The sequence below is a fragment of the Nocardia aurantiaca genome, from assembly GCF_009708175.1.
In the GTDB taxonomy this organism is placed as follows: domain Bacteria; phylum Actinomycetota; class Actinomycetes; order Mycobacteriales; family Mycobacteriaceae; genus Nocardia; species Nocardia aurantiaca.
In genome coordinates, this window is record NZ_WMBB01000009.1 from 284744 (window position 1) to 306411 (window position 21668).

The 21668-nt window shown below is 67.9% G+C and carries 21 protein-coding genes; 11 read left to right on the top strand and 10 right to left on the bottom strand.

The genetic code is table 11. The annotated features are described in order from the left end of the window. Positions 1-320 precede the first annotated feature (320 nt). Positions 321-1136: a putative immunity protein gene (locus GLP40_RS34885; RefSeq protein WP_328290463.1), complete on the bottom strand. Its 816-nt coding sequence runs from the start codon at positions 1134-1136 to the stop codon at positions 321-323. A gap of 269 nt (positions 1137-1405) precedes the next feature. Between GLP40_RS34885 and GLP40_RS20875 the strand changes: the two genes are divergently transcribed. Continuing rightward, positions 1406-2740: a wax ester/triacylglycerol synthase family O-acyltransferase gene (locus GLP40_RS20875; protein WP_154789624.1), complete on the top strand. Its 1335-nt coding sequence runs from the start codon at positions 1406-1408 to the stop codon at positions 2738-2740. Between the two features lie 398 nt (positions 2741-3138). Here the strand turns inward: GLP40_RS20875 and GLP40_RS20880 are convergent, their stop codons facing one another. Beyond that, the gene (locus GLP40_RS20880; protein WP_154789625.1) at positions 3139-3330 is read right to left on the bottom strand and encodes a hypothetical protein; all 192 of its coding nucleotides are present in this window, start codon (positions 3328-3330) and stop codon (positions 3139-3141) included. Between the two features lie 286 nt (positions 3331-3616). Here GLP40_RS20880 and GLP40_RS20885 point away from each other — a divergent pair, with 286 nt between their 5' ends. The 5 genes from GLP40_RS20885 to GLP40_RS20900 all read left to right on the top strand — a co-directional run bounded on the left by GLP40_RS20885 (position 3617) and on the right by GLP40_RS20900 (position 8041). Continuing rightward, the gene (locus GLP40_RS20885; RefSeq protein ID WP_154789626.1) at positions 3617-4936 is read left to right on the top strand and encodes a cryptochrome/photolyase family protein; all 1320 of its coding nucleotides are present in this window, start codon (positions 3617-3619) and stop codon (positions 4934-4936) included. A 355-nt stretch (positions 4937-5291) separates the two neighbouring features. After that, entirely contained in the window at positions 5292-5456 is a 165-nt protein-coding gene (locus tag GLP40_RS33940) for a hypothetical protein (protein ID WP_230329752.1), read from the top strand. Further along, entirely contained in the window at positions 5444-6784 is a 1341-nt protein-coding gene (locus GLP40_RS20890) for an NAD(P)/FAD-dependent oxidoreductase (protein WP_328290464.1), read from the top strand. The genes GLP40_RS33940 and GLP40_RS20890 overlap by 13 nt, the downstream gene beginning before the upstream one ends. Next, positions 6781-7182: a DUF1365 domain-containing protein gene (locus GLP40_RS20895; RefSeq protein WP_154789628.1), complete on the top strand. Its 402-nt coding sequence runs from the start codon at positions 6781-6783 to the stop codon at positions 7180-7182. Before GLP40_RS20890 ends, GLP40_RS20895 begins: the two co-directional genes overlap by 4 nt. Next, complete coding sequence (locus tag GLP40_RS20900; protein ID WP_154789629.1) at positions 7169-8041, top strand: MerR family transcriptional regulator; 873 nt, start codon at positions 7169-7171, stop codon at positions 8039-8041. The genes GLP40_RS20895 and GLP40_RS20900 overlap by 14 nt, the downstream gene beginning before the upstream one ends. On the opposite strand, the gene GLP40_RS20905 is transcribed toward GLP40_RS20900, so the two are convergent. Further along, a complete protein-coding gene (locus tag GLP40_RS20905; RefSeq protein ID WP_154789630.1) occupies positions 8038-8889 on the bottom strand; it encodes a MerR family transcriptional regulator in 852 nt (283 codons plus the stop codon). The two genes, GLP40_RS20900 and GLP40_RS20905, sit on opposite strands and share 4 nt — an antisense overlap. A gap of 241 nt (positions 8890-9130) precedes the next feature. Continuing rightward, on the bottom strand, positions 9131-10486 hold the full coding sequence (locus GLP40_RS20910; protein ID WP_328290465.1) for a TIGR01777 family oxidoreductase: 1356 nt from the start codon (positions 10484-10486) through the stop codon (positions 9131-9133). Between the two features lie 379 nt (positions 10487-10865). On the opposite strand from GLP40_RS20910, the gene GLP40_RS20915 reads away from it, so the two are divergent. Then, positions 10866-12581 carry a SulP family inorganic anion transporter gene (locus GLP40_RS20915; RefSeq protein ID WP_154789632.1) on the top strand — a complete coding sequence of 572 codons (1716 nt, stop codon included), beginning with the start codon at positions 10866-10868 and terminating at the stop codon, positions 12579-12581. Positions 12582-12701: 120 nt separating this feature from the next. On the opposite strand, the gene GLP40_RS33305 is transcribed toward GLP40_RS20915, so the two are convergent. Next, a complete protein-coding gene (locus GLP40_RS33305; RefSeq protein ID WP_196054734.1) occupies positions 12702-12863 on the bottom strand; it encodes a hypothetical protein in 162 nt (53 codons plus the stop codon). A gap of 20 nt (positions 12864-12883) precedes the next feature. Beyond that, the gene (locus GLP40_RS20920; protein ID WP_154789633.1) at positions 12884-13279 is read right to left on the bottom strand and encodes a carboxymuconolactone decarboxylase family protein; all 396 of its coding nucleotides are present in this window, start codon (positions 13277-13279) and stop codon (positions 12884-12886) included. 437 nt (positions 13280-13716) lie between these two features. On the opposite strand from GLP40_RS20920, the gene GLP40_RS20925 reads away from it, so the two are divergent. Continuing rightward, positions 13717-14373: a hypothetical protein gene (locus GLP40_RS20925; RefSeq protein WP_154789634.1), complete on the top strand. Its 657-nt coding sequence runs from the start codon at positions 13717-13719 to the stop codon at positions 14371-14373. Here GLP40_RS20925 and GLP40_RS20930 read toward each other — a convergent pair. Together GLP40_RS20930 and GLP40_RS33310 are read right to left on the bottom strand one after the other, a co-directional pair. Further along, positions 14365-16080, bottom strand: a complete 1716-nt coding sequence (locus tag GLP40_RS20930) for a sensor histidine kinase (protein WP_154789635.1) — start codon at positions 16078-16080, stop codon at positions 14365-14367. The two genes, GLP40_RS20925 and GLP40_RS20930, sit on opposite strands and share 9 nt — an antisense overlap. A gap of 114 nt (positions 16081-16194) precedes the next feature. Continuing rightward, positions 16195-17073: a DUF302 domain-containing protein gene (locus GLP40_RS33310; protein ID WP_196054735.1), complete on the bottom strand. Its 879-nt coding sequence runs from the start codon at positions 17071-17073 to the stop codon at positions 16195-16197. Positions 17074-17350: 277 nt separating this feature from the next. On the opposite strand from GLP40_RS33310, the gene GLP40_RS20940 reads away from it, so the two are divergent. From GLP40_RS20940 to GLP40_RS20945, 3 genes are all read left to right on the top strand, one after another. Next, positions 17351-17809: a pyridoxamine 5'-phosphate oxidase family protein gene (locus tag GLP40_RS20940; protein ID WP_154789636.1), complete on the top strand. Its 459-nt coding sequence runs from the start codon at positions 17351-17353 to the stop codon at positions 17807-17809. A gap of 188 nt (positions 17810-17997) precedes the next feature. Continuing rightward, positions 17998-18129: a hypothetical protein gene (locus GLP40_RS34515; protein WP_268867143.1), complete on the top strand. Its 132-nt coding sequence runs from the start codon at positions 17998-18000 to the stop codon at positions 18127-18129. Between the two features lie 154 nt (positions 18130-18283). Further along, the gene (locus GLP40_RS20945; RefSeq protein ID WP_154789637.1) at positions 18284-19207 is read left to right on the top strand and encodes a universal stress protein; all 924 of its coding nucleotides are present in this window, start codon (positions 18284-18286) and stop codon (positions 19205-19207) included. 249 nt (positions 19208-19456) lie between these two features. Here GLP40_RS20945 and GLP40_RS20950 read toward each other — a convergent pair whose 3' ends face one another. Continuing rightward, entirely contained in the window at positions 19457-20416 is a 960-nt protein-coding gene (locus GLP40_RS20950; RefSeq protein WP_328290466.1) for an acyl-ACP desaturase, read from the bottom strand. Positions 20417-20540: 124 nt separating this feature from the next. After that, entirely contained in the window at positions 20541-21536 is a 996-nt protein-coding gene (locus GLP40_RS20955) for an Acg family FMN-binding oxidoreductase (protein WP_154789639.1), read from the bottom strand. Between the last annotated feature and the right edge of the window lie 132 nt (positions 21537-21668).

Consider the following 21668-nt stretch of genomic DNA (forward strand, 5'->3'; position numbering starts at 1 on the left):
CGGCACGGCGGTGGTTGGTTGGGGGATCGGATTCGAGTCTTGTTGGGCGGCGCCGGACGGGGGAGCGGCAAAGGTCCTCGCTGCCTCGCCGGAAGGCCCTCATCGGAGCGACTCGAGTCAGCAGACGCGCGGCAGCTGTTCGCCTTGCGCGGTTCGACGATCCTGTCCGGCCCGATCAGCGAGTGCGCACTGACGCCGGCCCTGCGTCCTCACCCGGCCGATCACTGCGGCCTGCGCTGCTTCGGGCCTCGAGCGCATGGCCGTCAGCCCGAGTGGCATGGCGTCCGGGGCCATGAGGCTGGAGGCTACGGGCGCCGTGGTCATCGACGTAGGCCGGCGTCGAGTTGGTAGAACAGCTCCCCGAGGCGGGTGCCGTCCGGGCGATACGGGGGGAATCGCCGCACGATCTCGTGGACCGCCGGTGGTGCGTGCTCGATGGCCCAGCGGACCTCGGCGTCGCCGATGTGAGAGTCGTTGCCCGCTGCCAGTTCGCGGGCCTGGGCTTGATGAACCGCTGGACCGAGCAAGTGCCCGGACTGGTGCGTTGTGCCTACAGCGTGGGTGAAGGGGGCCGCGGCGGCGAGGTTCGCCGCACGTGCGGCGGCGCTGGCGACCTGATCGTCGACTTCGTGGGCTGCTGCGAAGGCGGCCCAGGCGAGGGAGCGCAGGCGGGCCGTGCGCGTGCCCTTCAGTGCGAATACCCGGGCCGCCTCGATGGCTGCGCGTGGCCGGGTGTCGAATGGCGCTTTCGCCTCGAACAGTGATAAACCGCGTTCGGCGCATTCGGCGGCCCACTGGGTCACGAGCCGGCGATCCTCGTCACTCAGCGCTACCTCGTTCGGTTCCAGATCGTCGCGAGATGCCAAATTCTCCGCCCCCAGCCCTGAACTGTGCCGTGGTCGCGGTTCCACTTCAACGGTATCGCGCGGCGGGGTGGAGTGAGAATGGTGCGGCTTGTGCACAAGCAGACGAACACGCTCCGAGCATGATCGGCGGCAACGGTGGACCCTGGTTGATGACCGACCGCAGCTGCCCGAACCGTCGGGCTCGACCGGTTGCGACCCCATTGGCACGGCAGGCTGTCCGAGCACCGTGATATCGCCGATTCGACGCGCTCGCTGCGCGGCCCACCGCATTGTCGACGATCGGATGAGCCCGCATAAGTCATTGCAGTACTTGCGATCTCGTTGGCCGCTGGTCGGCCGTGGTCGAACGACGGGCCGTCGAGGTTTGTCCCCGGCTCCGTCGTTGGGGTGCGAACGTCACCGCATCCGATGACCTTGGGATCTGCCGCGTATCGGCCCTCGAGCGCGAGAGTGGCCTGTACGAGAGTCTGCTGTAGCAGTGGTCGCCCTGACCGGGTGTGACAGATGCGGACGCTGCGGCTGCGGGAAAGGTGCACGCTATGACGGAGCTGAGCCCGTTGGACGCGGGATTCATGGAAATAGAGAACGCGGACCGGCACATAAGCCTGGGTATCGGAGCGGTAGCGATCATCGAGGGCCCGGCGCCGACGCGTGAGAGTTTCCGGGCCGGTCTCGATCGTGGCTTGGAGGTACACGGGCGGCTTCGTCAGCGAGTGCACCGGTCCCGTTTCGACCTTGCCACTCCCCTCTGGGAGGACGACCCGAATTTCGATCTGGCGCACCACGTCCGATGGACGTCGTTACCCAAGCCCGGTGATGAGCAAGCGCTGCGTGAGTTGGTCGCCACCGAACTCGCCGAGCAATTCGATCGCGACCACCCGCTGTGGGATGTCGTCGTGGTCGAGAATCTCGGCGGTGGCCGCTGGGCGATGATCGTTCGGGCTCACCACAGCGTGGTCGATGGAATCTCCGGGCTCGCACTGTTCGAGAGTTTTTGCGACCCGGGTGCCGACGGCCAAGGTGCTAGGCACGAAATGCGTTCGCGCGCAGGGATGTTCGGTACAGCGGCCGGTGCGCTGCGGCTACTGTGGACCGTGCCCCGAATCGCCGCAGATGCGGTGCGCGTGCTGACGCCGGTGATCTACGCGGCGGTCGCGCCGGCCTCGGACTCCTCGCTGAACGGACCCATCGGGCGGCAGCGCCGCTACGCGGTGGCCCGGACCAGCCTCCCGCAAGCGCGCGAAATCGCTGCGGCCTTCGAGGTGACGGTCAACGATGTCGCGGTTGCCGCCATTGCGGCCGCTTATCGCCGGTTGCTGCAGGCGCGGGGCGAGAAACCCACGCCCGACAAGCTGCGCATGATGGTGCCCGTGTCGATGCGGGCCGACGATGCGAAATACGTTCCCGATAATCGTGTTTCGGCAATTATCGTCCAGCTGCCGATCGAGTTCGAGCATCCGGTCGAACGTCTGAACGCGGTCCATGAACGTATTGCGCGCCATCGGCTGCGGGGCGAGGCGGAGGCCGAGAAGTCGCTGCTCGAACTCGCCGAGTGGCTGCCGTACGGCGTGGTGGCGTGGGTCTTCCGCACGGCATCGCGCTTCCCGCAGCGCGGTGTCGGCGTGCTGGCCACGAATATCCCCGGGCCCCCGCACCGGTTGACGCTGGGCGGCCGGAAGGTTCTGGAGATCTGGCCCTGCATCCCCATCGCCATGCGGGTGCGCACGACTGTGGCCGTTCTCAGCTATACCGATCAGCTGACATTCGGGATCACCGGCGACTATGACACCAACCCTGACATCGACGAGATTGCGTCGGGCATCGCGACAGAGGTCGCGGTACTGCTGGCCCACGCACGCGGGCGACCGGCGTAACCGGTGCGTTCCCGCCACTGCGCTGAGGGCAGAGCGCGCCAGTTTCGAGGCCGGGAATTCACGCGTGCCTTCACCCGTCACGGATCGGCCGGATCGGTGGGCGGTGTCGGCGGGATACACCGCGACGGAGTTTTTTCGCGCTGTTGCCGAAGAATGTCCCCGACCGCCGATCCCGGTGCAGCCGTGAGGCATTGCGTAGCGCGATCGTCACCTGGATCGAGCGGAGCTACCGTCGCCGCCGGCGTCGAACCGCCGTTGTCCGTTCGACGCCCGGTCGAATACGGGACCATCACGACCCCGCCGGCCGGTCGTGCCGCATGACAAGATCCGTCACCTGATCGTGCGGCAGTCCCGGCGGCGGGACGCTTTGGTGGGTGACTCCCGGCGCTGCCCTGCCGTCACCTGACCTTGGTCGCCGACGGGGTGGTGGTCGGCACGTCGATCACATCAGGGAGCTCGCCGCCGCCGAGGACGGGCACGGAGGTCGCCGGAGCAGGCGGGGTCAAAGGGCTGCTGCGGTGGCTGCCGCAGCCTGCGACCGCGGCCGCCGCCACCGCGACCGCCACCAGAGTGATCAAGTGCTTGGGCACGTATCAAACCTTTCGAGGGGGGATCACCAATTCTGACGTATCCGCACGCCACCGCTGCCCTGAAGATCAACTTCGGCACGGGTGGTCGGCTGTCATGGCACGGCTGGTGAGTTCGAAGACCCCCGACGGCTCGCTCGGAAGGCGGCCTGTCCTGGCGCGATCCGGCAGTCCCGGCCGACTCTCGCTTGCTCGGTCCTCATTGGGTCGAATGGGATTCGATCAGGTTGGTGCCAATCGCCACCTCTAGTGAATCGATTATGCATCGATATGGGGTTACCATGGGATCATGGCTGCCACTATCGTGCTGTTCACCCGGGATCTGCGTGTTCACGACAACCCGGCGCTGACAGCGGCATGCCGAGAAGCCGACCAGGTCGTGCCGATGTTCGTGCTGGATGCGGATCTCCTGGCCCGGGTGGGACGCGCGCCCAACCGGTTGCGCTTCTTGTCGTCGGCGCTGCGTGAACTCGACGACGAGCTCGAGGGCCGAGGCGGCCGGCTGGTCGTGCGTCACGGCCGGGTTGCGGACGAGATCCAGCGAACAGTGGTCGAGGTGGGCGCGGATACGGTCCATATCGCGACCGATGTCACTCATTACGGTCGTCGGCGGGAGCGGATATTGCGCGAACGCCTTTCGGCTATCGGATGCTCCCTGCGCGGGCACGGCGGTTCGATCACCGCGGTGGAACCCGGCGCGGTACGACCGGATACCGGGCGCGGACACTACGCGGTCTTCACGCCGTACTTCCGCCGCTGGCTCGATACCCCGATGCGGCGGCCCCTGACGCCGCCGGTCACCGTGAGGGTGCCGGACGTGGCGAGTGAGCCGATTCCCGACGCGGCCGATTTCGGCTCCGGCTCGCCGCAGTTGGCCGTCGGCGGTGAGACGACCGGACGGAAACTGCTCGAATGGTGGCTGTCGGGGCCGGTGACGCAGTACGCCCAGGACAAGGACGTGCCCGCCGCCGACGGAACCTCGGGTCTATCTCCCTACCTGCATTTCGGCTGTCTGTCTGCGGCCGAGGTCGTTTCCCGCACCGATGCGAGCGATCCCGGTGGGCTGGCGTTCATCCGGCAGCTCGCCTGGCGCGACTTCTACCATCAGGTGCTGGCGGACGAGCCCCGGGCCGCATTCGCCGATTACAAGCCCGCGCTGCGGCCCTGGCGTTCGGATTCTCACGCGGTGGCGGCCTGGCGATCGGGGCTCACCGGATATCCGATGGTCGATGCCGGCATGCGGCAGCTGCTCCTGCAAGGCTGGATGCCTGGTCGTGCCCGCTTGATCGCCGCGAGCTTCCTGGTCAAGACACTCCGTGTGGACTGGCGCATCGGGGCCGAGCACTTCGAGCGGTGGCTGGTCGACGCGGATATCGCCAACAATCGGCTGAACTGGCAGTGGATGGCGGGCACCGGCACGGATACCCACTCCAGCCGGGTGCTCAACCCGCTGCGCCAAGCCGAGCGTTTCGACCCGCACGGCGAGTATGTGCGGCGCTGGCTGCCCGAACTGGCCCACGTGCCCGGCGCGGAAATCCACCGGCCCTGGCGCGCCGGTGTGCCGGCGAAGGACTATCCGCCACCGATCGTCGAATTCAACGGCATGTGAACGCGATCCGACGAGTGAGGTTCAGCTCGCCGGCCCGACCGCCATGGCGTGGCCGATGCCCGAATTCGCATCGGTGGCCTCTGCGTGGCGCCGTGTAGCGAATCCGGTGGCGGGAGTGTCCAGGACCCTGCTGCGTATCGGGAATCCGAGTCTGTCGCCGAGGACGGCGGTGCGGTCGAGCAGGTGCCGGGGAGGGGCGCATGTCGGTGCGGTCTGCGGGGTCGGTTCGAACTGGCTGGTCTGGTGGGCCCGATCACTCGTGCATCGTTTATGCATCGATTATATGGTAGCGTCGAGACCATGAGCCCGACCATCATCCGATGGGCTCGCTCGAACGCCGGAGGAGAAGATGAAGATGAATACGACTCCACGCCGGGGGTTCGCTCACGCGGTCTACGCCCTCGCGGCGGTGATCCCGGTCGCCGGGACGATCGAGGCGGCCGGAATCGACGCTTGTCCGTTCCTCACCCCGCCGGTCACCGGCGACTTAGACGGGATCGTGCCGCTGTGCGCGCGCTGACGGGTAGTGCCGCACGCCGGGTCGCGGTGATCGGCGGTGGCGTCTCCGGGCTCACCGCGGCATGGGTACTGGCTCGTGACTGCGAAGTGGTTCTGTACGAGGCGGATTCGCGGCTGGGTGGTCATGCGCACACCCATGAGGCGGCCGCCAGGGCCGACGCGGTGAGCGATCGGCTCGGAATGGATTCGGAATTCATCGTGCACAACGACCGCACGTATTCCACGTTGCTGCGGCTGTTCGGTGAGTTGGGGATTCGCACACAGGATTCCGACATGTCGATGTCCGTGCGCTGTGATGGCTGCGGGCTGGAGTACGCCGGTGCGAAAGGCATGCGCGGGTTGTTCCCGGAGCCGGGGGCGCTGCGCTGTATGGCGTATCTGCGCATGCTCAGGGAGATCACTCGCTTCCATCGGCTGGCGCGTGCTGAACTCGCCGGTGCTGGAGATGAACTGCGCACGCTGGGAGAGTTCCTGCGCGCGGCCGCGTTCTCTCCTTATTTCGAAGCGCATTTCATGGTGCCGCTGGTGGCTGCGGTGTGGTCCTGTGCCCCGCGACTGGCGCTCGAGTACCCCGCGCGCTATCTGTTCATGTTTCTCGAACACCACGGCATGCTCACCGCGTTGGGTTCGCCGACCTGGCACACGGTATGCGGGGGCTCCTCGACCTATGTGCGGGCGGTCTCGGACCGCCTGCACGAGGTTCGCTCGGGTGTGCCGGTGCGGGCGGTGTATCGGGCGTCGCGGACGGTCGCGGTGCGCGACGACGCTGATGATGTCGACTTCTTCGACGCCGCGGTCATCGCCACCCATCCCGATCAGGCGCTGCGGCTGCTGGATGCGCCCACGCTGAGGGAGTCCGCGATCCTGGGCGCACTGCCGTATTCGGAGAACCGGACTGTCCTGCACACCGACGATTCCGTGCTGCCGCGCAGCACCGGAGCGCGGGCCTCGTGGAACTATCGGCTGCCCGATTGCGCTGCCGCGCCCGACCGGGTGCTGGTCAGTTATGACCTCACCCGTCTGCAGCGGCCGGCCCGCACGGCGGAGCGTCGCTTCCTGGTCACGCTGGATGACGGCGACCGGGTGGACCGTGACGCTGTGCTGGCCACCATGACCTACGAACATCCGCAGTACACAACGGAATCCATGGCTGCGCGGCGACGGCTACCGGAGATCGGCGACCATACGGTCGCGTTCGCGGGCGCCTACCACGGATGGGGATTCCACGAAGACGGCGCGCTGTCGGGCCTGCGCGCCGCCGAACGAGTCGGCGGGCAATGGTGTACACGGCAGCCCGTATCGGCGATCGCGGAGAGGTCGCCGGCATGATCCGAGCGCGACTGGCGCACACCGTCATTCGGCATAGCCGGTTCGAATCGGTCCGCCATGTCTTCGGCTACCGTGGCTACCCCGGCTACAGTCGGCTGGTCGATGTCGACGACCTCCCCATGCCGCCTCGGTTGGTGCGTCCCTTCAGCGGCTTCGCCATGGGAGACCGTCTCGGCGATCCGGCCGCCGCGCTGCGCAGGAACGTCGATGCCTGTCTCGCCGAGGCGGGCATCGCTCTGCACGGTGGTCGGATCCTGACGCTCGGCAACGCCCGGGAGCATGCGAAAACCCTTGCGGTGACGTGTGGTTGGGGATTGCCGTGCGCGATGAGCGCCGTGAACGAAGCCCATCGCAACGACCGGCCGTGGACGCGGCGACACTACGATGCTGCGGCCTGACGAGCACGACCCGCAGGTGGTGACCGAGTACACCGTCGGGGCGGTGGCGCGGTTGCTCGGTGTTCCGGTGGCCACATTGCGCAGCTGGAATCGGCGCTACGGCATCGGTCCACGGCACCATGTACCCGGGCGGCACCGTTACTACACCCGCGGCGATCTCACCGTCGTGATCCGGATGATGGAGCTGGTGCGAGCCGGTGCGACGCCCGCCAGCGCCGCGCAGGCCGCGCGGATCGTGCTCGAACCCGCGCCCGTACTCGGGGATTTCGGGGCGGTGCTCGACGCCGCCGAACGCATGGATGTCCCCGCGCTGGTGGCGCTGGTGTCCGGGCATCTGACGCACCACGGCGTATGCGATACGTGGAATCGGGTGTGCCGACCGGCTTTCGAAGTCGTCGTCGAGCGCCAGGCCGCCGGGCAGGGATACATCGACGTCGAACATCTCTTGTCGTGGGCGGTGACCACGAGCCTGTACCGGAGCGTGCCGGTGCTGGTCGGCCCAGAGCGCGAACTTCGCGTGCTTCTGGCCTGTACCGAGGGTGAGCAGCATACGCTACCGCTGGAGGTGCTGCGTGCGGCTCTGGCCGAACGCCGGTGCCCCGCACTGCTGCTCGGCGCGAACCTGCCCGCGGGCGCGCTGGCCGATGCGCTGCAAAGACGGACCCGTCGGTGCGCGGTGGTGCTGTGGGCGCAGGCCGCGCGGACCGCGACCCTCGAGCCGATAGCCGCCGCCGAGCACCACGGGGCTGCGGTCATGCTGGCGGGCCCGGGATGGCAGCAGACCGAATATACCTGTGGGAGAAGCCATCTCGGATCGTTGGCGGAAGCGCTCACCAAGATTTCGGCGGTGGCTTCCTAGCGCGACCCGAACCGCTCGACCGCCTCGGCGAGGCTCGCGATCCGGATCGCGTGATCGGGCAGGATCAGGTTGTCCCAACCCGGTCCTCCGAGGTACACGCGGGCACCGGCCTCGGCGCAGGTTCGCACGGCGGAGGTGAGCGCGGTCGATTCCTGCTGCGACCAGAGCATCACCGTGGCGGGCGTGGGAATCCGGCCGAGCGTATCGCGCAGAGCCGTGGTCGGAACGTCGGGGCCGAGCATCTGTGCGCCGATGCCGCGTTCCGCGAGTGCGGCACGCAACGTCTCCAGCGGCAGGGAATGAGTTTCCCCGCTGGTGCAGGCCAGGACCAAGGTCGCCGGTTGGTCGGACAGGACCGGCGGGACGGTGCGGTGCAGCGCCGACACGATGCACCACGACAGCAGATGCTCGACGTCCACGCATCCCTCACCGCCGAGTTGGCGGGCGACGATATCGGCGAAAGCCGGACGGCACAGCCGATTCCAGGTCTCCGCAACACCGTAGTTCTGCAGGTGTGTTTCCAGCAGCGAATACACGGTGCGGCTGTCGAGTGCGAACGCCGCCGACAGCAGCGTGTCGATATCGCCGAGCGCGACCGCTGGCCCGCGTGCCGCGGCTGACGCCGCGGCGGGCGTCGCTCCGCCTCGAATGAGTTCGAGCATCCGGTCGAGCAGTGCCAGGTCGGCCTCGGTGTAGAGCCGGTGGCGGCCCGGACGATCCTGTCGGGGGCCGATGCCGTAGCGGCGGTTCCAACTGCGCAGCGTCGCGGTCGGAATGCCGAGTCGTTCGGCCGCTGTGCGGACGGTGTAACCAGCCTCGTCGGTGGCGGCAGTCGAACGGTGCGGCATGAGGTCATTGTGCCCGGATCAGAGTCGCAGTGGCACATGCCCGACCCGGCGAGTGGCACGCGCCACTGTGAGCGAACTCCGAAGCTTCGCTCACCCGAGAGCTCAGGGCCGGTCCAGAGGGTGGCGAATTCACATGTGTGCCGGTGTTGTGCTCGCAACGTGGCGTGTCGGAACCACGCACCGGATCGCGGTGAGCGAATCCGAGTGACCGAATGGTCCGGCGGCCGGCTCGCCGCGCCGATCAGTCGTGTACGTGGAGGGACAGCGTTCGGCCGAGCACGTGCCGCAACGCGAAATCCAGGTCGGGCGTGCGGAATCGGTGTCCCGCCGCGGTGAGCCGGTCCGGGTGCACGCGCTGATTGGCAGCCGCCAGTTCCTGGAAACCCTCGGCACCCAGCAGCAATCGCGGCGCGAACTCGGGGATGGGCAAGATCGCCGGTCGACGCACCACCCGGGCCAGGGTCGCGGTGTAGTCGGCGTTTCGCACCGGTGTCGGCGCCACGGCGTTGACGGGACCGGTGAGCGTCTCGTCCCACAGCGCCCGGCGGTAAATGTCGAGCAGATCGTCGATGCCGATCCAGGACAGCCATTGCCGTCCGTCACCGATCCGGCCGCCCAGGCCTGCCGAGAACAGCGGCCGGAGCAGGCGCAGCGTGCCGCCTCGGGGCGATTGCACGATGCCGGTGCGGATGGTGGCCACCCGGATCCGGTCCGCCGCGGTCAGCGCGGCAGCCTCCCAGTCCGACACCACGTCGGCCAGGAAACCGCTTCCGCGCGAGCTGTTTTCGGTCAGTATCTCCTCGCCCCGGTCTCCGCCGTAGTAGCCGATCGCGGAGGCGCTGACGAAAACTCGCGCACCTGATCGAGCCGCCAGTTCGGCCAGCCGGCGCGTCGGCTCTATTCGGCTGTCGAGGACGTCTCTCTTGTGGGCGGCGGTGAATCGTCCCGCGATCGACGCACCCGCGAGATGAACGACACCATCGACGCCTGCCAGCAGGTCTTCCGCGGGCGCGGCCGGATCCCATTGCCGCTCATCGGGTGCGGAAGGCGGACGCCTGACCAATCGGATGACCGTCATGCCGCCGGTGCTCAGAAACGCGCTCAGCGCGGACCCGATCAGACCGGAGGCTCCGGTCACCGCCACGGTCGACGGACCACGCCCGTGGGCCTCCTGATGCGCGGCGAGGTCACCCGCCAACTGTCGTGACCGATACGCGAACATCGAACGCAAGGCCGCAGCGGGTACCGGCGTGTCGACCCGGTCCAGCACCTGGGTGATCCGTTCGCCGACGGCCTGGAATTCGTGAGCATGGGTCCACGGCAACAGCTTCGATGGCGCGGCGGACATGCTGTCGCCCACGGCCTCATCGACGAATCTCCGTGGCGGATCGTATTCAGCGGCCAGGTGCTGCGCGATCCATCGCAGCCCGGCCGGCAGGGCGAGTTCCGCCCGGCCGTGCGACAACGAGGTGGCTTCGGAGACAAGCCGGACGGGCGACCACGGGGGACTCAGGCGTGTGAACGCGCCGGGTCGCTGGAACCAGGCGAAGACCTCGTCTCGCGGTGCGGTGATGACACTCGACCACTCGATGCCCACCCCAAGCACTGTAGTCCAGGGCACTGGAGGGCGCGGCGTACCCGTCCAGTGGCCTCGCCACTTGTCGACGGCCGCTGCGGCGGCGCGACATCGATATCCGGGTGCCACAGCGGTCAAGTTCTTCCGTGGCCACGCGACCGCCGGTCGCTGAGCGCGACGCGCCGCCGCGGCCGGGCAACCTCGCCGTATGGTGAGCACCGGCGAATTGCGCCGGGAGCAGCCCGATGGAACCGGTGCCAGACGTGGACGGCTCGCCGCTCGTGTGGTCCGATCGCCACGGGAAGAGTCCATCCGGACTCACGCCGCCACCGTGAGGTGGGGGCTGGCGGAGTCGGTGCTCATCGACGAGTGCTGAGAGGTAACGGCGGTACGTGCAGTGATGGGTGTGAGTGGTGGTGCCCTGGTGAGGTGGCTGCCGGGCCTCGGGCAGTTCCGGGGTTACCGGGGTGGTTGGTTGCGGGCCGACACGATCGCCGGTGTGACGGTGGCCGCCTATCTGGTTCCGCAGGTGATGGCGTATGCGACCGTGGCCGGGCTGGCCCCGATCGTGGGGTTGTGGGCGGCGCTCGGCCCACTGGCGGTGTATGTGGTGCTGGGGACGTCTCGGCAGCTGTCGGTGGGCCCGGAATCGACGACCGCGCTCATGACCGCGGTGACGCTGGCGCCCTTGGCGTCCGGCGATCCGGCACGGTATGCAGCGCTCGCTGCGGCATTGGCGCTCCTGGTCGGGGTGTGCTGCACGGTCGGCGCGGTGGCGCGGTTGGGTGTGCTGGGCGATCTGCTGTCGAAGCCGGTGCTGGTCGGCTACCTGGCCGGGACGGCGGGGATCATGATCGTGGGGCAACTCGGCCGGATCAGCAGGGTGAGTGTGGAGGGCGAGGGCATATTCGATCAGCTGTGCTCGTTCGCAGCGCATCTCGGCGAATGGCACTGGCCGACAGCGTTCTTGGCCGCGGGCACCCTGACATTGTTGTTGTTCTCGGCGTGGAAGACGCCGCGGCTGCCGGGGCCGCTGATGGCGGTGCTGGGAGCCGCGGCGGTGGTGACGGTGTTCTCGCTGCGGGAGCACGGGATTCGAGTGGTCGGCGAGATCCCGTCCGGTCTGTCGGTCCTCCGGGTGCCACACGTCGCGGCATCGGATCTGGGCAGGCTGCTGCTGCCCGCGGTCGGCATCGCCCTGGTGGGATTCTCCGACATGGTGCTGGTCGCGCGGGCCTTCGCGGCGCGGCACGGCACCACGGTGGACGCGAACCGAGAGCTGCTGGCGATGGGCGCGACGAATCTGGCCGCCGGTGTCTCACAAGGCTTTCCGGTCAGCTGCAGTGGTAGCCGGACGACCATCGCCGACACGGCCGGCGCGCGTACCCAGTTGTACGCGGTGGCGGCATTGGCGACCGTGCTGGCTGTATTGTTGTGGGCTCGACGTGTGTTGGCCGCGTTTCCGGACGCCGCCCTGGGGGCGTTGGTGGTCTACGCGGCGCTGCGACTGATCGACCTCGCGGAATTCCGCCGACTGTCACGATTCCGCCGCAGCGAGCTGGTGCTGGCGCTGAGCACGGCGGCGGCGGTGCTCGCCGCCGGCGTGCTCTACGGCATCCTGATCGCCATCGGCCTGTCGATCCTGGATCTGCTGCGCCGGATCGCCCGCGCCCACGACGCGATTCAGGGCTTCGTGCCCGATCTGGCAGGCATGCACGACATCGACGACTACCCGGAGGCGAAACTCGTTCCCGGACTGGTGGTGTACCGCTACGACGCGCCGCTGTGCTTCGCCAACGCCGAGGATTTCCGCCGTCGCGCGCTGGCCGCAATCGATGCCTCGGCGGCAGGGGGTCACCCGGTGCGCTGGTTCGTGCTCAATGCCGAGGCGAATGTCGAGGTCGACCTCACCGCCCTCGACGCCGTCGAACAACTTCGCACCGAATTGGATTCCCGTGGAATAGTTTTCGCGATGGCCAGGGTCAAACAGGATCTGCTGACCGCGCTGGACGCCGCCGGAATGATCGACCGAATCGGCGCCGACCGGCTGTTCCCCACCCTGCCGACGGCACTGGAAGCATACCGTCGGGAGACCCGCGATTCGGGACCGGGATAACGGTGCCCGACACCCTGAACCGGGTCGGGCACCGTGCGGCGCGTCGGCGATATGGGTCGGTGTTCGACCACCTCCTGGCGGCGCTACCCCATAGGCGAATCGAGGTGCGGCATCGGGTTGCTAGCCGTTGAGGAGTCGGCGAATCCAGTTGTCTCGGTTGGTGTTCTGGTGGCCCGGGCACCACTGATCGGCGGGTACGGTGGCCCGCACCTGGGCGACGTGGGCGCCGCAGCCGGACCAGGTGGTCTTGCCGCAGGTGCGGCATCGGGTCGGGTGACACATGGTGTGATCCTTCGGGGTGGTCAGGCCGGGGTTTCGCCGGAGGCGAGGGCGTCGGCGAATTCGCAGAACGCGTCGTAGGCACGCGCGCCGTGGATGGTGGCGGGGCCGCCGTGCATCAGGAAGGTGACGCCGATGGCCTCGGCGGCCTCCTGCTTGGTCGCCCCGGCCCGCGCCGCGGCCTGGCCGTGCGAGGCGATGCACCCGTCGCAGCCCTCGACGACGCCGATGGCGAGCGCGATCAGCTCCTTGGTCTTGCGGTCCAGCGCGCCCGGCGCGAACGCGGCCTTGCTGAGCTCGCCGAACCCCTTGTACACATCGGGGATCGCATGCCGCAGCTCTCGGTGCAGCGGGGACAACTCGTGCAGAACGGCCTTGCCGTGCGGCGAGGCGTGCGTGACATCCGTCGGTGCGGACATGGCTACTCCTTCGGGTTGCTACGACGAAGCGCGGTACTGCCGAACATGAGCTCGACACGATCGCCTCGCGGATACCCCACGGGGTATCTGCGTAATACCGTAGCATACCCCCGGGGGTATGTATAGGGACGTTGACCACCCACCTGATGTGGTGCGCTCAGTTCAGTCCGAGGACGACTGCATCCCATCGTGTGATCGATGTCGCGGGTGTTACTCGACGTCACCGTCCCGAAGTCCGCGCCACCCCGGGTGAGCACGGCAGTCCGCCCCATGTCATGAGCCTGAAGGACAGGTACTCGTGCGAGCTCACCTCGCACCTCTCCCGGCCGAACGCGGCCGGTGAGTTTCGGCGTCGGCATTGGCGGCGAAGGGCATAGTGCCTCTCGGCGGGGCCGTTACCCGGTGACAGGTGGGGATCCTCGGTTGATAATCCTTGTGTGGGGGCGGATTTGGTTGGTCTTGCGGTGGCCGGCGTCGGCGTGGTGGGCACGCTCGGAGCGTCCGTGGCGGCCCAGTGGGCGGTGCTGCGAGGCAAACGATTGGATGCCGAGATTCACCGGGAGCAGCATGCCGAGCAGCGGGACGAGGCAGTGAGGCAGCAGGAGCGTGAGCGGAAGCAGGCCGTGTATTCGGAGTTCAATTCCGCCGCTCGCAACTATCGGATGCAGTTGCATCACTGTGTGATGGCGCTGGAACGTGGCGGACCGGCCGAGGTCGATCAGCTGGAGAACGACCGCCGGGTCTATCGCGAGGTGTACGCCCAGGCCCAGATGATCCTGCCTGATGATGTGCTGGTGGTTGCCTCGGAAATCGATCTGTCCCTTGGGAATTCCTATCGCGCTGTCCTCTGCCTGGTCGAATACGCGGACCCGGACGCTGTGGCCCGGTTGCATCGCTGGCTGGACGGCCCGGTTTCGGAGGCTGTGTGGCTGTTGCGGCAGGTGCTTCGCGAGGATCTCGGAGTGACGACTTCGCTCACGGATCCGAGTGTGCGAACGGCGGCTCTCGCGTCGGCTCGGATCGCGCAGTTCGAGGCCGGAGCGGGCGCCTTGAATTGCAGGCTCGGGGGAGATGTCGGGGCGCAATCAATGTAGCGGTGCCGACCAGCGCAGGCGGGTGCCGGTGTCGTCGGGGTTGGGGTGGATGGTGAAGGTGCCGCAGAGGTCTCGAGCGCGGCGGGACAGGTTGGAGAGACCGCTGGGGGTGATGTTGTCGGGGATGCCGGTGCCGTCGTCGCAGACCGTAATGGTGAGGTCGTCGGCTACGTCGACCGAGACGGAGAGCGTGCGGGCGTTGGCGTGGCGGACGGCGTTGCTGACGGCCTCGCGGACAACGGCTTCGGCGTGGTCGGCCAGGATGGGGGTGACGACAGACAGGGGCCCGGAGGCGCGCAGAGATGTGCGCAGGTCGATGTCGGCGGTGTGCTGGGCGATGACCTGTTCGAGGCGTTGACGCAGGCCGGGGGATTGGGCATTGCTGCCGTGCAGGTCGAAGATCGAGGTGCGGATTTCCTGGACCACGTCCTGGAGGTCGTTGACCACGTCGGTCAGGCGTTGGCGGACCTCGGGGGTGCGGGTGCGGGCGATCGTGCCCTGCAGGCTCAGTCCCGCGGCGAACAGCCGCTGGATGACGTGGTCGTGCAGGTCGCGGGCGATGCGGTCGCGGTCGGTGAGGACATCCAGTTCGCGCACACGCTGCTGGGCCTCCGACAGCTGGATGGCGAGGGCGGCCTGTTCGGTGAAAGCCGCTGCCAATTCCAGGATTTCGATGGAGAACGGGGAAGCGGAGATCGGGCGGACGATGACCAGTACGCCGAAGGTGGAGCCCTGGGCATGCAACGGGAGGATCAGGGTGGGGCCGGGTCGGTCGATCGGCTTGCCCAGGTCGATATCGGCGGCGTCGTCGAAGCTGAGTGGCGTGCCCTCGGTGAGCACCTGGCCGATGGCGGTGCCGCTGACGCGGGCGACCGGACTGCTGGGCCCCGCTCCGGGCCCGGACCACCGTGCGATCCGCAGTTCCCGCCGGTTCGCCGCCGAAATACCCGGATCGTCGTCGATGGCCAGGAACGCGCGTTCGGCCTGCGTCAGCGTCCGTGCGTGCTCGACCACGTGGGCCAGCACCGCGTCCGCGGCGGTCCCTGCAAGAAAAGCCGTCGCGGTGTCGCGGGTCGCCTCGATCCACGCCTGGCGGGTACGCGCCGACTCGTACAACCGCGCATTGTCGATGGCGATGCCGGCCGCCGCGGCCAGCGCCTGCACGATCACCTCGTCGTCCTCGGTGAAGGGCAGGCCGTTCCTCTTCTCGGTCAGATACAGGTTGCCGAAGATCTCGTCGCGAATGCGCACCGGCACACCGAGAAACGTGTGCATGGGTGGGTGATTGACCGGGAAGCCAACGGACGCGGCATGACTGGCGAGGTTATCGAGCCGGATCGTCTCGGGCTGGTGGAACAGCAGCCCCAGCACACCGTGCCCGGCGGGAAGATCGCCGATGGACGCCGCGGTGGCCGCGTCGATGCCCTCGTGGACGAATTGGGTGAGATATCCGTCCGCGCCACGCACGCCCAGTGCGCCGTAGCGGGCTTCGACCAGGCTGTTGGCGGTGCGCACGATGGTGCGCAGCGTCTGATCGAGGTCGAGTCCAGCGGTGACCGACAGCATGGCCTCGACGAGACCGTCCATTCGGTCGCGCGCGTCGATGATCTGATCGACCCGGTCCTTGACCTCGGTCAGCAGTTCCCGCAGTCGCAACTGCGACAACGTGCTTCGCACCGAGTACGAATCGCCGGAGGGGGCAGTCATCTGGAGGCATCCTGGGTGTGATGAGGGTGGAGCTGGGGTCGAGCTCGCCCAGTGTATTTGGCAGGTCGGCCGATCTGCCTCCCCGGCGCCGCGCATGCCGTGACCTCGTCCCCGTTATCCTGCGGCCGTCTCCGGGTGGTGCAGCGCGTCCAGGGCCGCGGCGAGCAGCAGGCGCGCTTCGGCGGCAACGGTGTTGAGGGCGGGCTCCGCGAGCGCGGAGACCTGCACCTCGGGATCGGCCGCCTCGATCACGATGCCCGTGTCGTCGCCGCGCAGCACGACTCGGTACGGAACCAGCAGACCGGCCTGGCGATCGGTTGCCAGGGCTTGCGCCGCCAACCGCGGATGGCATACATCGAGGATCAGGTACTCCTCGATGTCCTCGCCGGTCTTCTCGCGCAGCACCTCTCGCAAATCGATTTCGGCGAGGATTCCGAAGCCCTGGCGGCGCAACGACTCTCGCGTTCGCTCGACCGCGTCGGCGAAGGTCGATTCCATATGGGTGGCGATGGCCGGCGCGGGCGCGACCGGCATCCGGATCTCGGTGATCAACTGCCGTGGGTCGCTGACCTCGTCGGGCCCGACGAGATAGGCCTCGGTGGGCGGACCGATCGGTTTGCATCCGGCTTCCCGCACCCACTCGGCGAGGGCGCGGTAGGCCGCATCCAGTTCGTCGTAGCCGCCGCGATGGCAGGTGCGCGCTACCAGCGTAGGCGGTACGACCATCAACTGCGCCCCGGAGGCGGGCCCGAGATTGGGCGCCGGCTCGATCGGCAACCCGAGGTCGACCCGGATGGTGTCTTCGACGGGAAGCTCGTGAGGGAAAGTGATGGTCGGCACTCCCGAAGCGGTCAGTCCGGCGCGCTCGGCCACCTCGGTCATGCGCTCGAGCCCGGCGACGATGGCGTCCCGAAGTCGGTCGGGCTGGATCTCGAGGGGGATCTGCATCACGGTCTGCGGCGCCGTTTCGCACAGACCGATTCGGTATCTCATGACATGCCTCCTAATCGTGGTCGTCTCTTCAGGATCCGGCCGCGGCGGGTTCGGCCACAGAGTCGAACGTCCCGGTGACAGGGGCAGAATCGCAGCGCCGCAAGAGGACCGGGGAGTGGCGGCGGCGGCGACGGATTCGGTTCGCGGGAGCCGAAGTCGGGTGATCGACCGTCGAAGCGGTGTGTCGTCGAGGACCTTAGGCCCTGTCGGATGCGAGCGTTCGATGGTCACATGGAGATTTGCAACACCTAGCGAACCGATGACGGGAGATGACGGCATGAGCGGTTTCCGGGCCGACGAGGCAGCTCGGAGCGTGGTGAACCTGTCTCGGGACGAGTCGATGCGTCTGCTGGCCGGTGTCCCGTTCGGTCGCGTGGTTTTCACTCGCGACGCTCTGCCGGCGATCCGTCCGGTGAACCACATCATCGACTCGGGCGCCGTCATCATCCGCACGCGGCTGACCTCCCGCCTCACCTCGGCGGTCCGCGCCGACACCGACGTGGTGGTCGCGTACGAGGCTGACGACATCGACCCGCACACCCGTATCGGGTGGTCGGTCGTGGTCACGGGCATCGCGCGCACGGTCACCGATCCGGAGCGGCTATCCCGCTACGACGCGCTGGTCCGGCCGTGGATCGACGGGGTCATGGACACCGTCGTGGCCATCGAGCCGACGCTGGTAACCGGAGTTCGCCTGGTCGAGTGCGCATCGATCGGCGTCGACTCGCTATGCTGACCCGGCGTCGACGGGACGGGAAACTGGCTGACAGGCCGGAGGGTGCGGTGCGCTCGCGCTGGTGATCCCGCGGGCCCGCGGCAGCCGTGATCGCAACCGCCCGGCTACCATCCACGCTGCCGTGTGTCGGATGGAGTGCCGATCCGCGACGCCGCCGACACCCGACCGTTCCGGAGAGGACCACCACCATGTGTCAACCGACCCCCTGCGACTGCGGCAAGATCACCTGGGCCGGCTGTGGCGAGCACATCGACCAGGTCAAGGCCGCCGTTCCCGCCGAGCAGTGGTGCGACGGCGAGCACGAGACCGCCGACAACTAGCCGATACCCAGCTCCCGCGACCGTGTTCCCATCGCCTGCGGTCTTTGGGCCTCGAGTCCCATGACCATCGGCCGCAGTGGGGCAGTCCCGCCGATTCCTACCGTGAGGGTGGGCGGTGATCGCCGCCCGGGATCGACACCGCCGGGAGATGGCAATGACTGAGCTGGAATACGAGGACCCGCACCGACTGGTGACCGCGGCGGTAGTCGTGGGCGTGGACGGATCGCCGGGATCGGACATCGCGCTGCGCTGGGCGGCCGACCTGGCGGCGCGCCGCGGTCGGGAATTGCAGATCATCCACGGTCTGGATCTGGTGGGCACCAGCGCCGTATTGGGACCGTACGCGGTGGTGACGCCCGAGGTGATCGACACCGCGCGGGCCCACGGGCAGACGGTGCTTCGAAATGCCCTCGGGTCCGTGCGCGCCGTGCACCCGGGGCTGCGGGCTACGGCGCACCTGTACAACGACTCCGCCGCGGGGCTGCTGATCGACTACAGCGCGCGGGCATACGTCGTGGTGCTCGGTGCGACCGGAAACTCCGGAACGCTGGCGCATCTGGGTTCGACGCTGTTGTCGGTGACCGCGCACGCCAAGGGCAATGTGATCGTGGTGCGCCCGGATCCCGACGCGGACAACACCGTTCGCGACTCGGGTCCCGTCGTGGTCGGCATCGATTGCGGTCCGGTCAGCGAGCCCGCGATAGCCGCCGCGTTCGCCGAGGCCTCGGAGCGCGGCGCGGATCTGGTGGCCGTGCACGTCTGGAGTGATTGGAGCGCGGGCATGTTCGCCGGCGACCATCCGACGCCGGTGCTCGACGATGTCGAGGCCGTCGAGGAGTCGGTGCTGGCCGAGCGGCTCGCCGGGTGGCAGGAGAAGTATCCGGATGTGGCCGTGTCCCGCCGCGTCTACTTCTCCGCCCCCGCGGCGCAGCTGCAGGAATGGTCGAAGCACGCGCAACTGATCGTGGTCGGCAACCGTGGCCGTGGCGGATTCGTGGGCCTGCTGCTCGGCTCGACCGCGCATTCGCTGGTGCAGCATGCGCACAGCCCGGTCATGGTCGTCCACCCCGCCGAGTGACCTTGCGCCCGAACGGCGTTCACCGCGGGGCGGTCCGCCCCGCCGTGATCGGGTAGGCGGCCGGTCCGATCGGCCTTGCCGCGAAGTGTCCGATGGCGGTGGGTGAGATGCAGCCGGAGCGGAAGACCGTAAACCACGAGTATTCCGCCGAGGTGCACCCACCGCCCGGGTGCGCGATGTGACAGGTCAGGTATTTCGACGACACCTGCGGCAGCCTGATCCAGATGGTCACCCGGCCTGGCCCGGGCGTCAGACGCGGGCGCGCTCGCGGGCCAGGGCGCGGTCACGCTGTTCTTCGAAACGTGGGATCTGTATCTTCTCGAGGTTCTCGAGGTAACCGGACAACCGTTCCCGGGCCTGCTCACCCTGCGGGCCGAAGTCGGTGCGGCCGAAGACATCCCACTGCCGTATCACGGGCATCAGCACGTCTTCGTAGTGCTGGCGGAGATCGTAGATCCCGTGCTTGGCCATGAGGACCCCGTGGCGGCGGAAGTTGGGCATGCCGGTGCCGGGCATCCGGAAGTTCTCGACGATCAGATCGATGGCCGTCATGGCCTGGTCGGGAACGAGGTCGAGCGCCGCGCCGCACAGGGTGCGGTAGAAGATCATGTGCAGGTTCTCGTCGAGGGCCAGTCGCTGCATGATGCGGTCGGCGACGGGATCATCGCAGAACTTGGCGGTATTGCGGTGACTGATCCGGGTGGCCAGCTCCTGGAAGCTGACATAGGCCACCGAGTACAGGAAACCGGCGTGCGCGGCCGCGGTGGCCGAATCGACCGGGGCGGCGAAACCGTTGGTCATGTGGGTCATTCGGTCGTTCTCCAGCGCGACCGGATCGACGCCGCGGGTAACGACCAGATAGTCGCGCAGAACCACGCTGTGCCGGTTCTCCTCGGCGGTCCACCGGCCGACCCAGGTTCCCCACGCGCCGTCGCGGGAGAAGTTCTCGGCGATCTCGCGGTGGTAGGACGGCAGATTGTCCTCGGTGAGCAGATTGGTGATCAGCGCGGCCTTCGCCACCTCCGAGAGCCTGGATTGTTCCGGGTCCCAATCGATTCCGCCGAGTTGTGCGAAGTTGCGGCCGTCATCCCAGGGCACGTAGTCGTGGGGGTGCCAATCCTTGAACACCGATAGATGCCGATCCAGCGCCTGCCCGGCGATCGGCTCGAGTTCGACCAGAATCTCACGCTGCGTAAGCTCACGCGCCACGGGTACGGTCCGCCTTTCCCTGTTCGATGAGTGGAGGCCTTGAGGCCACCGCCCACCGTTCCGCTCCGCGCTCGGCGGCGACAGGGCCGAAGGTCCCGACAGGACAGGGACTTCGATCTCGGGATCAGCGAATGGTGAAGAAATCCGCGAGCGGGCGTCGCGGCGTGGAGGTCCACGCCTCGTCATCGGGCGCCTTGCCGATCCGAATCATGATCTGCGGCTTGTACGCCGGATGTGTGAAGTCGGTCAGCAGGTTGCGTCCGTCGGGCAATTCGGTGATGTGAGTGAGAGCACAGGTGGACAGACCGAGTACGGTGCATTCGAGCAGTGCGGCCGACAGCGCCTCCCCGGTGTGCAGCCAGTCGGTGAGAGTGTCGTACTCGGTGCTGAGCACGACCAGCCGGGCATGGTCCTCGGTCGTCTCGGTGCGACGCGCGGAATGCCGGGCGGAGGGGAAGGTCCGTCCGACCGTGACCCGAGCCGCCTCCGCGGCAGAGGGCAACGCGTCGGGCGGGACGCCTTCGGCTGTCCCGGAATGCCCTGCCCACCAGCCGATTTCGGCCTGGTACATCATGTCGTGACGACGCAGGGCGGTAGCCTGCTCGGTGGCGGCGGTGAGCCGTGGGCGCATGCTCTCATCGAGTGCGTTCAGTTCCACGTAGTGCGGGGAACTGAGCATACGCAGACGCGGCAGTACCTGATTCCAGTTCTCGGGCGGTCGCATGGGCAGCCGGTCGGTGTGCCGTGTCTCCATCACGGCGGCACGGGAATAGAGTCCTGGAGGTGGGGAATCCCAACGGCGAAAGCGGACTTCGGCGAGATGGCGCGGTTGCGTCGGATCCGGGGTGCGCACCGTGTCGGTGTGCCAGCCGCGCGCGCCGAAGGCGGTGCGTACATGGTGGAGCATGGCGCCGCAGCTGATGGTCAGCTGCCGGCCGTGCGGGTCGGCCACACCGAGCAGGCGATCGGGGTCGCTGTAGAGATGGAGCACCTCGCCGTCGAGGACCCAGCGCCAGGGCTGGGTATTGTGCACCGACGGGGCGCGTGAGGCTCGCCGCATCGCCTCCAGCAGAGTATGGCGGTCCGGGATCGCGACCGAGGGTGTGTTCATGGCGGTCATGGCTCCAGTGTTCGCGTCGCGAAGAGCAGCTGATACGGGCTTTGCGCCTGCTCGGCAGGGGATTTGGTCCCGGTGCACCGGGCAGGGGATCGGTTCCCCGTGCACCGGGTTCGATCGGTGATCGAAAAGGGC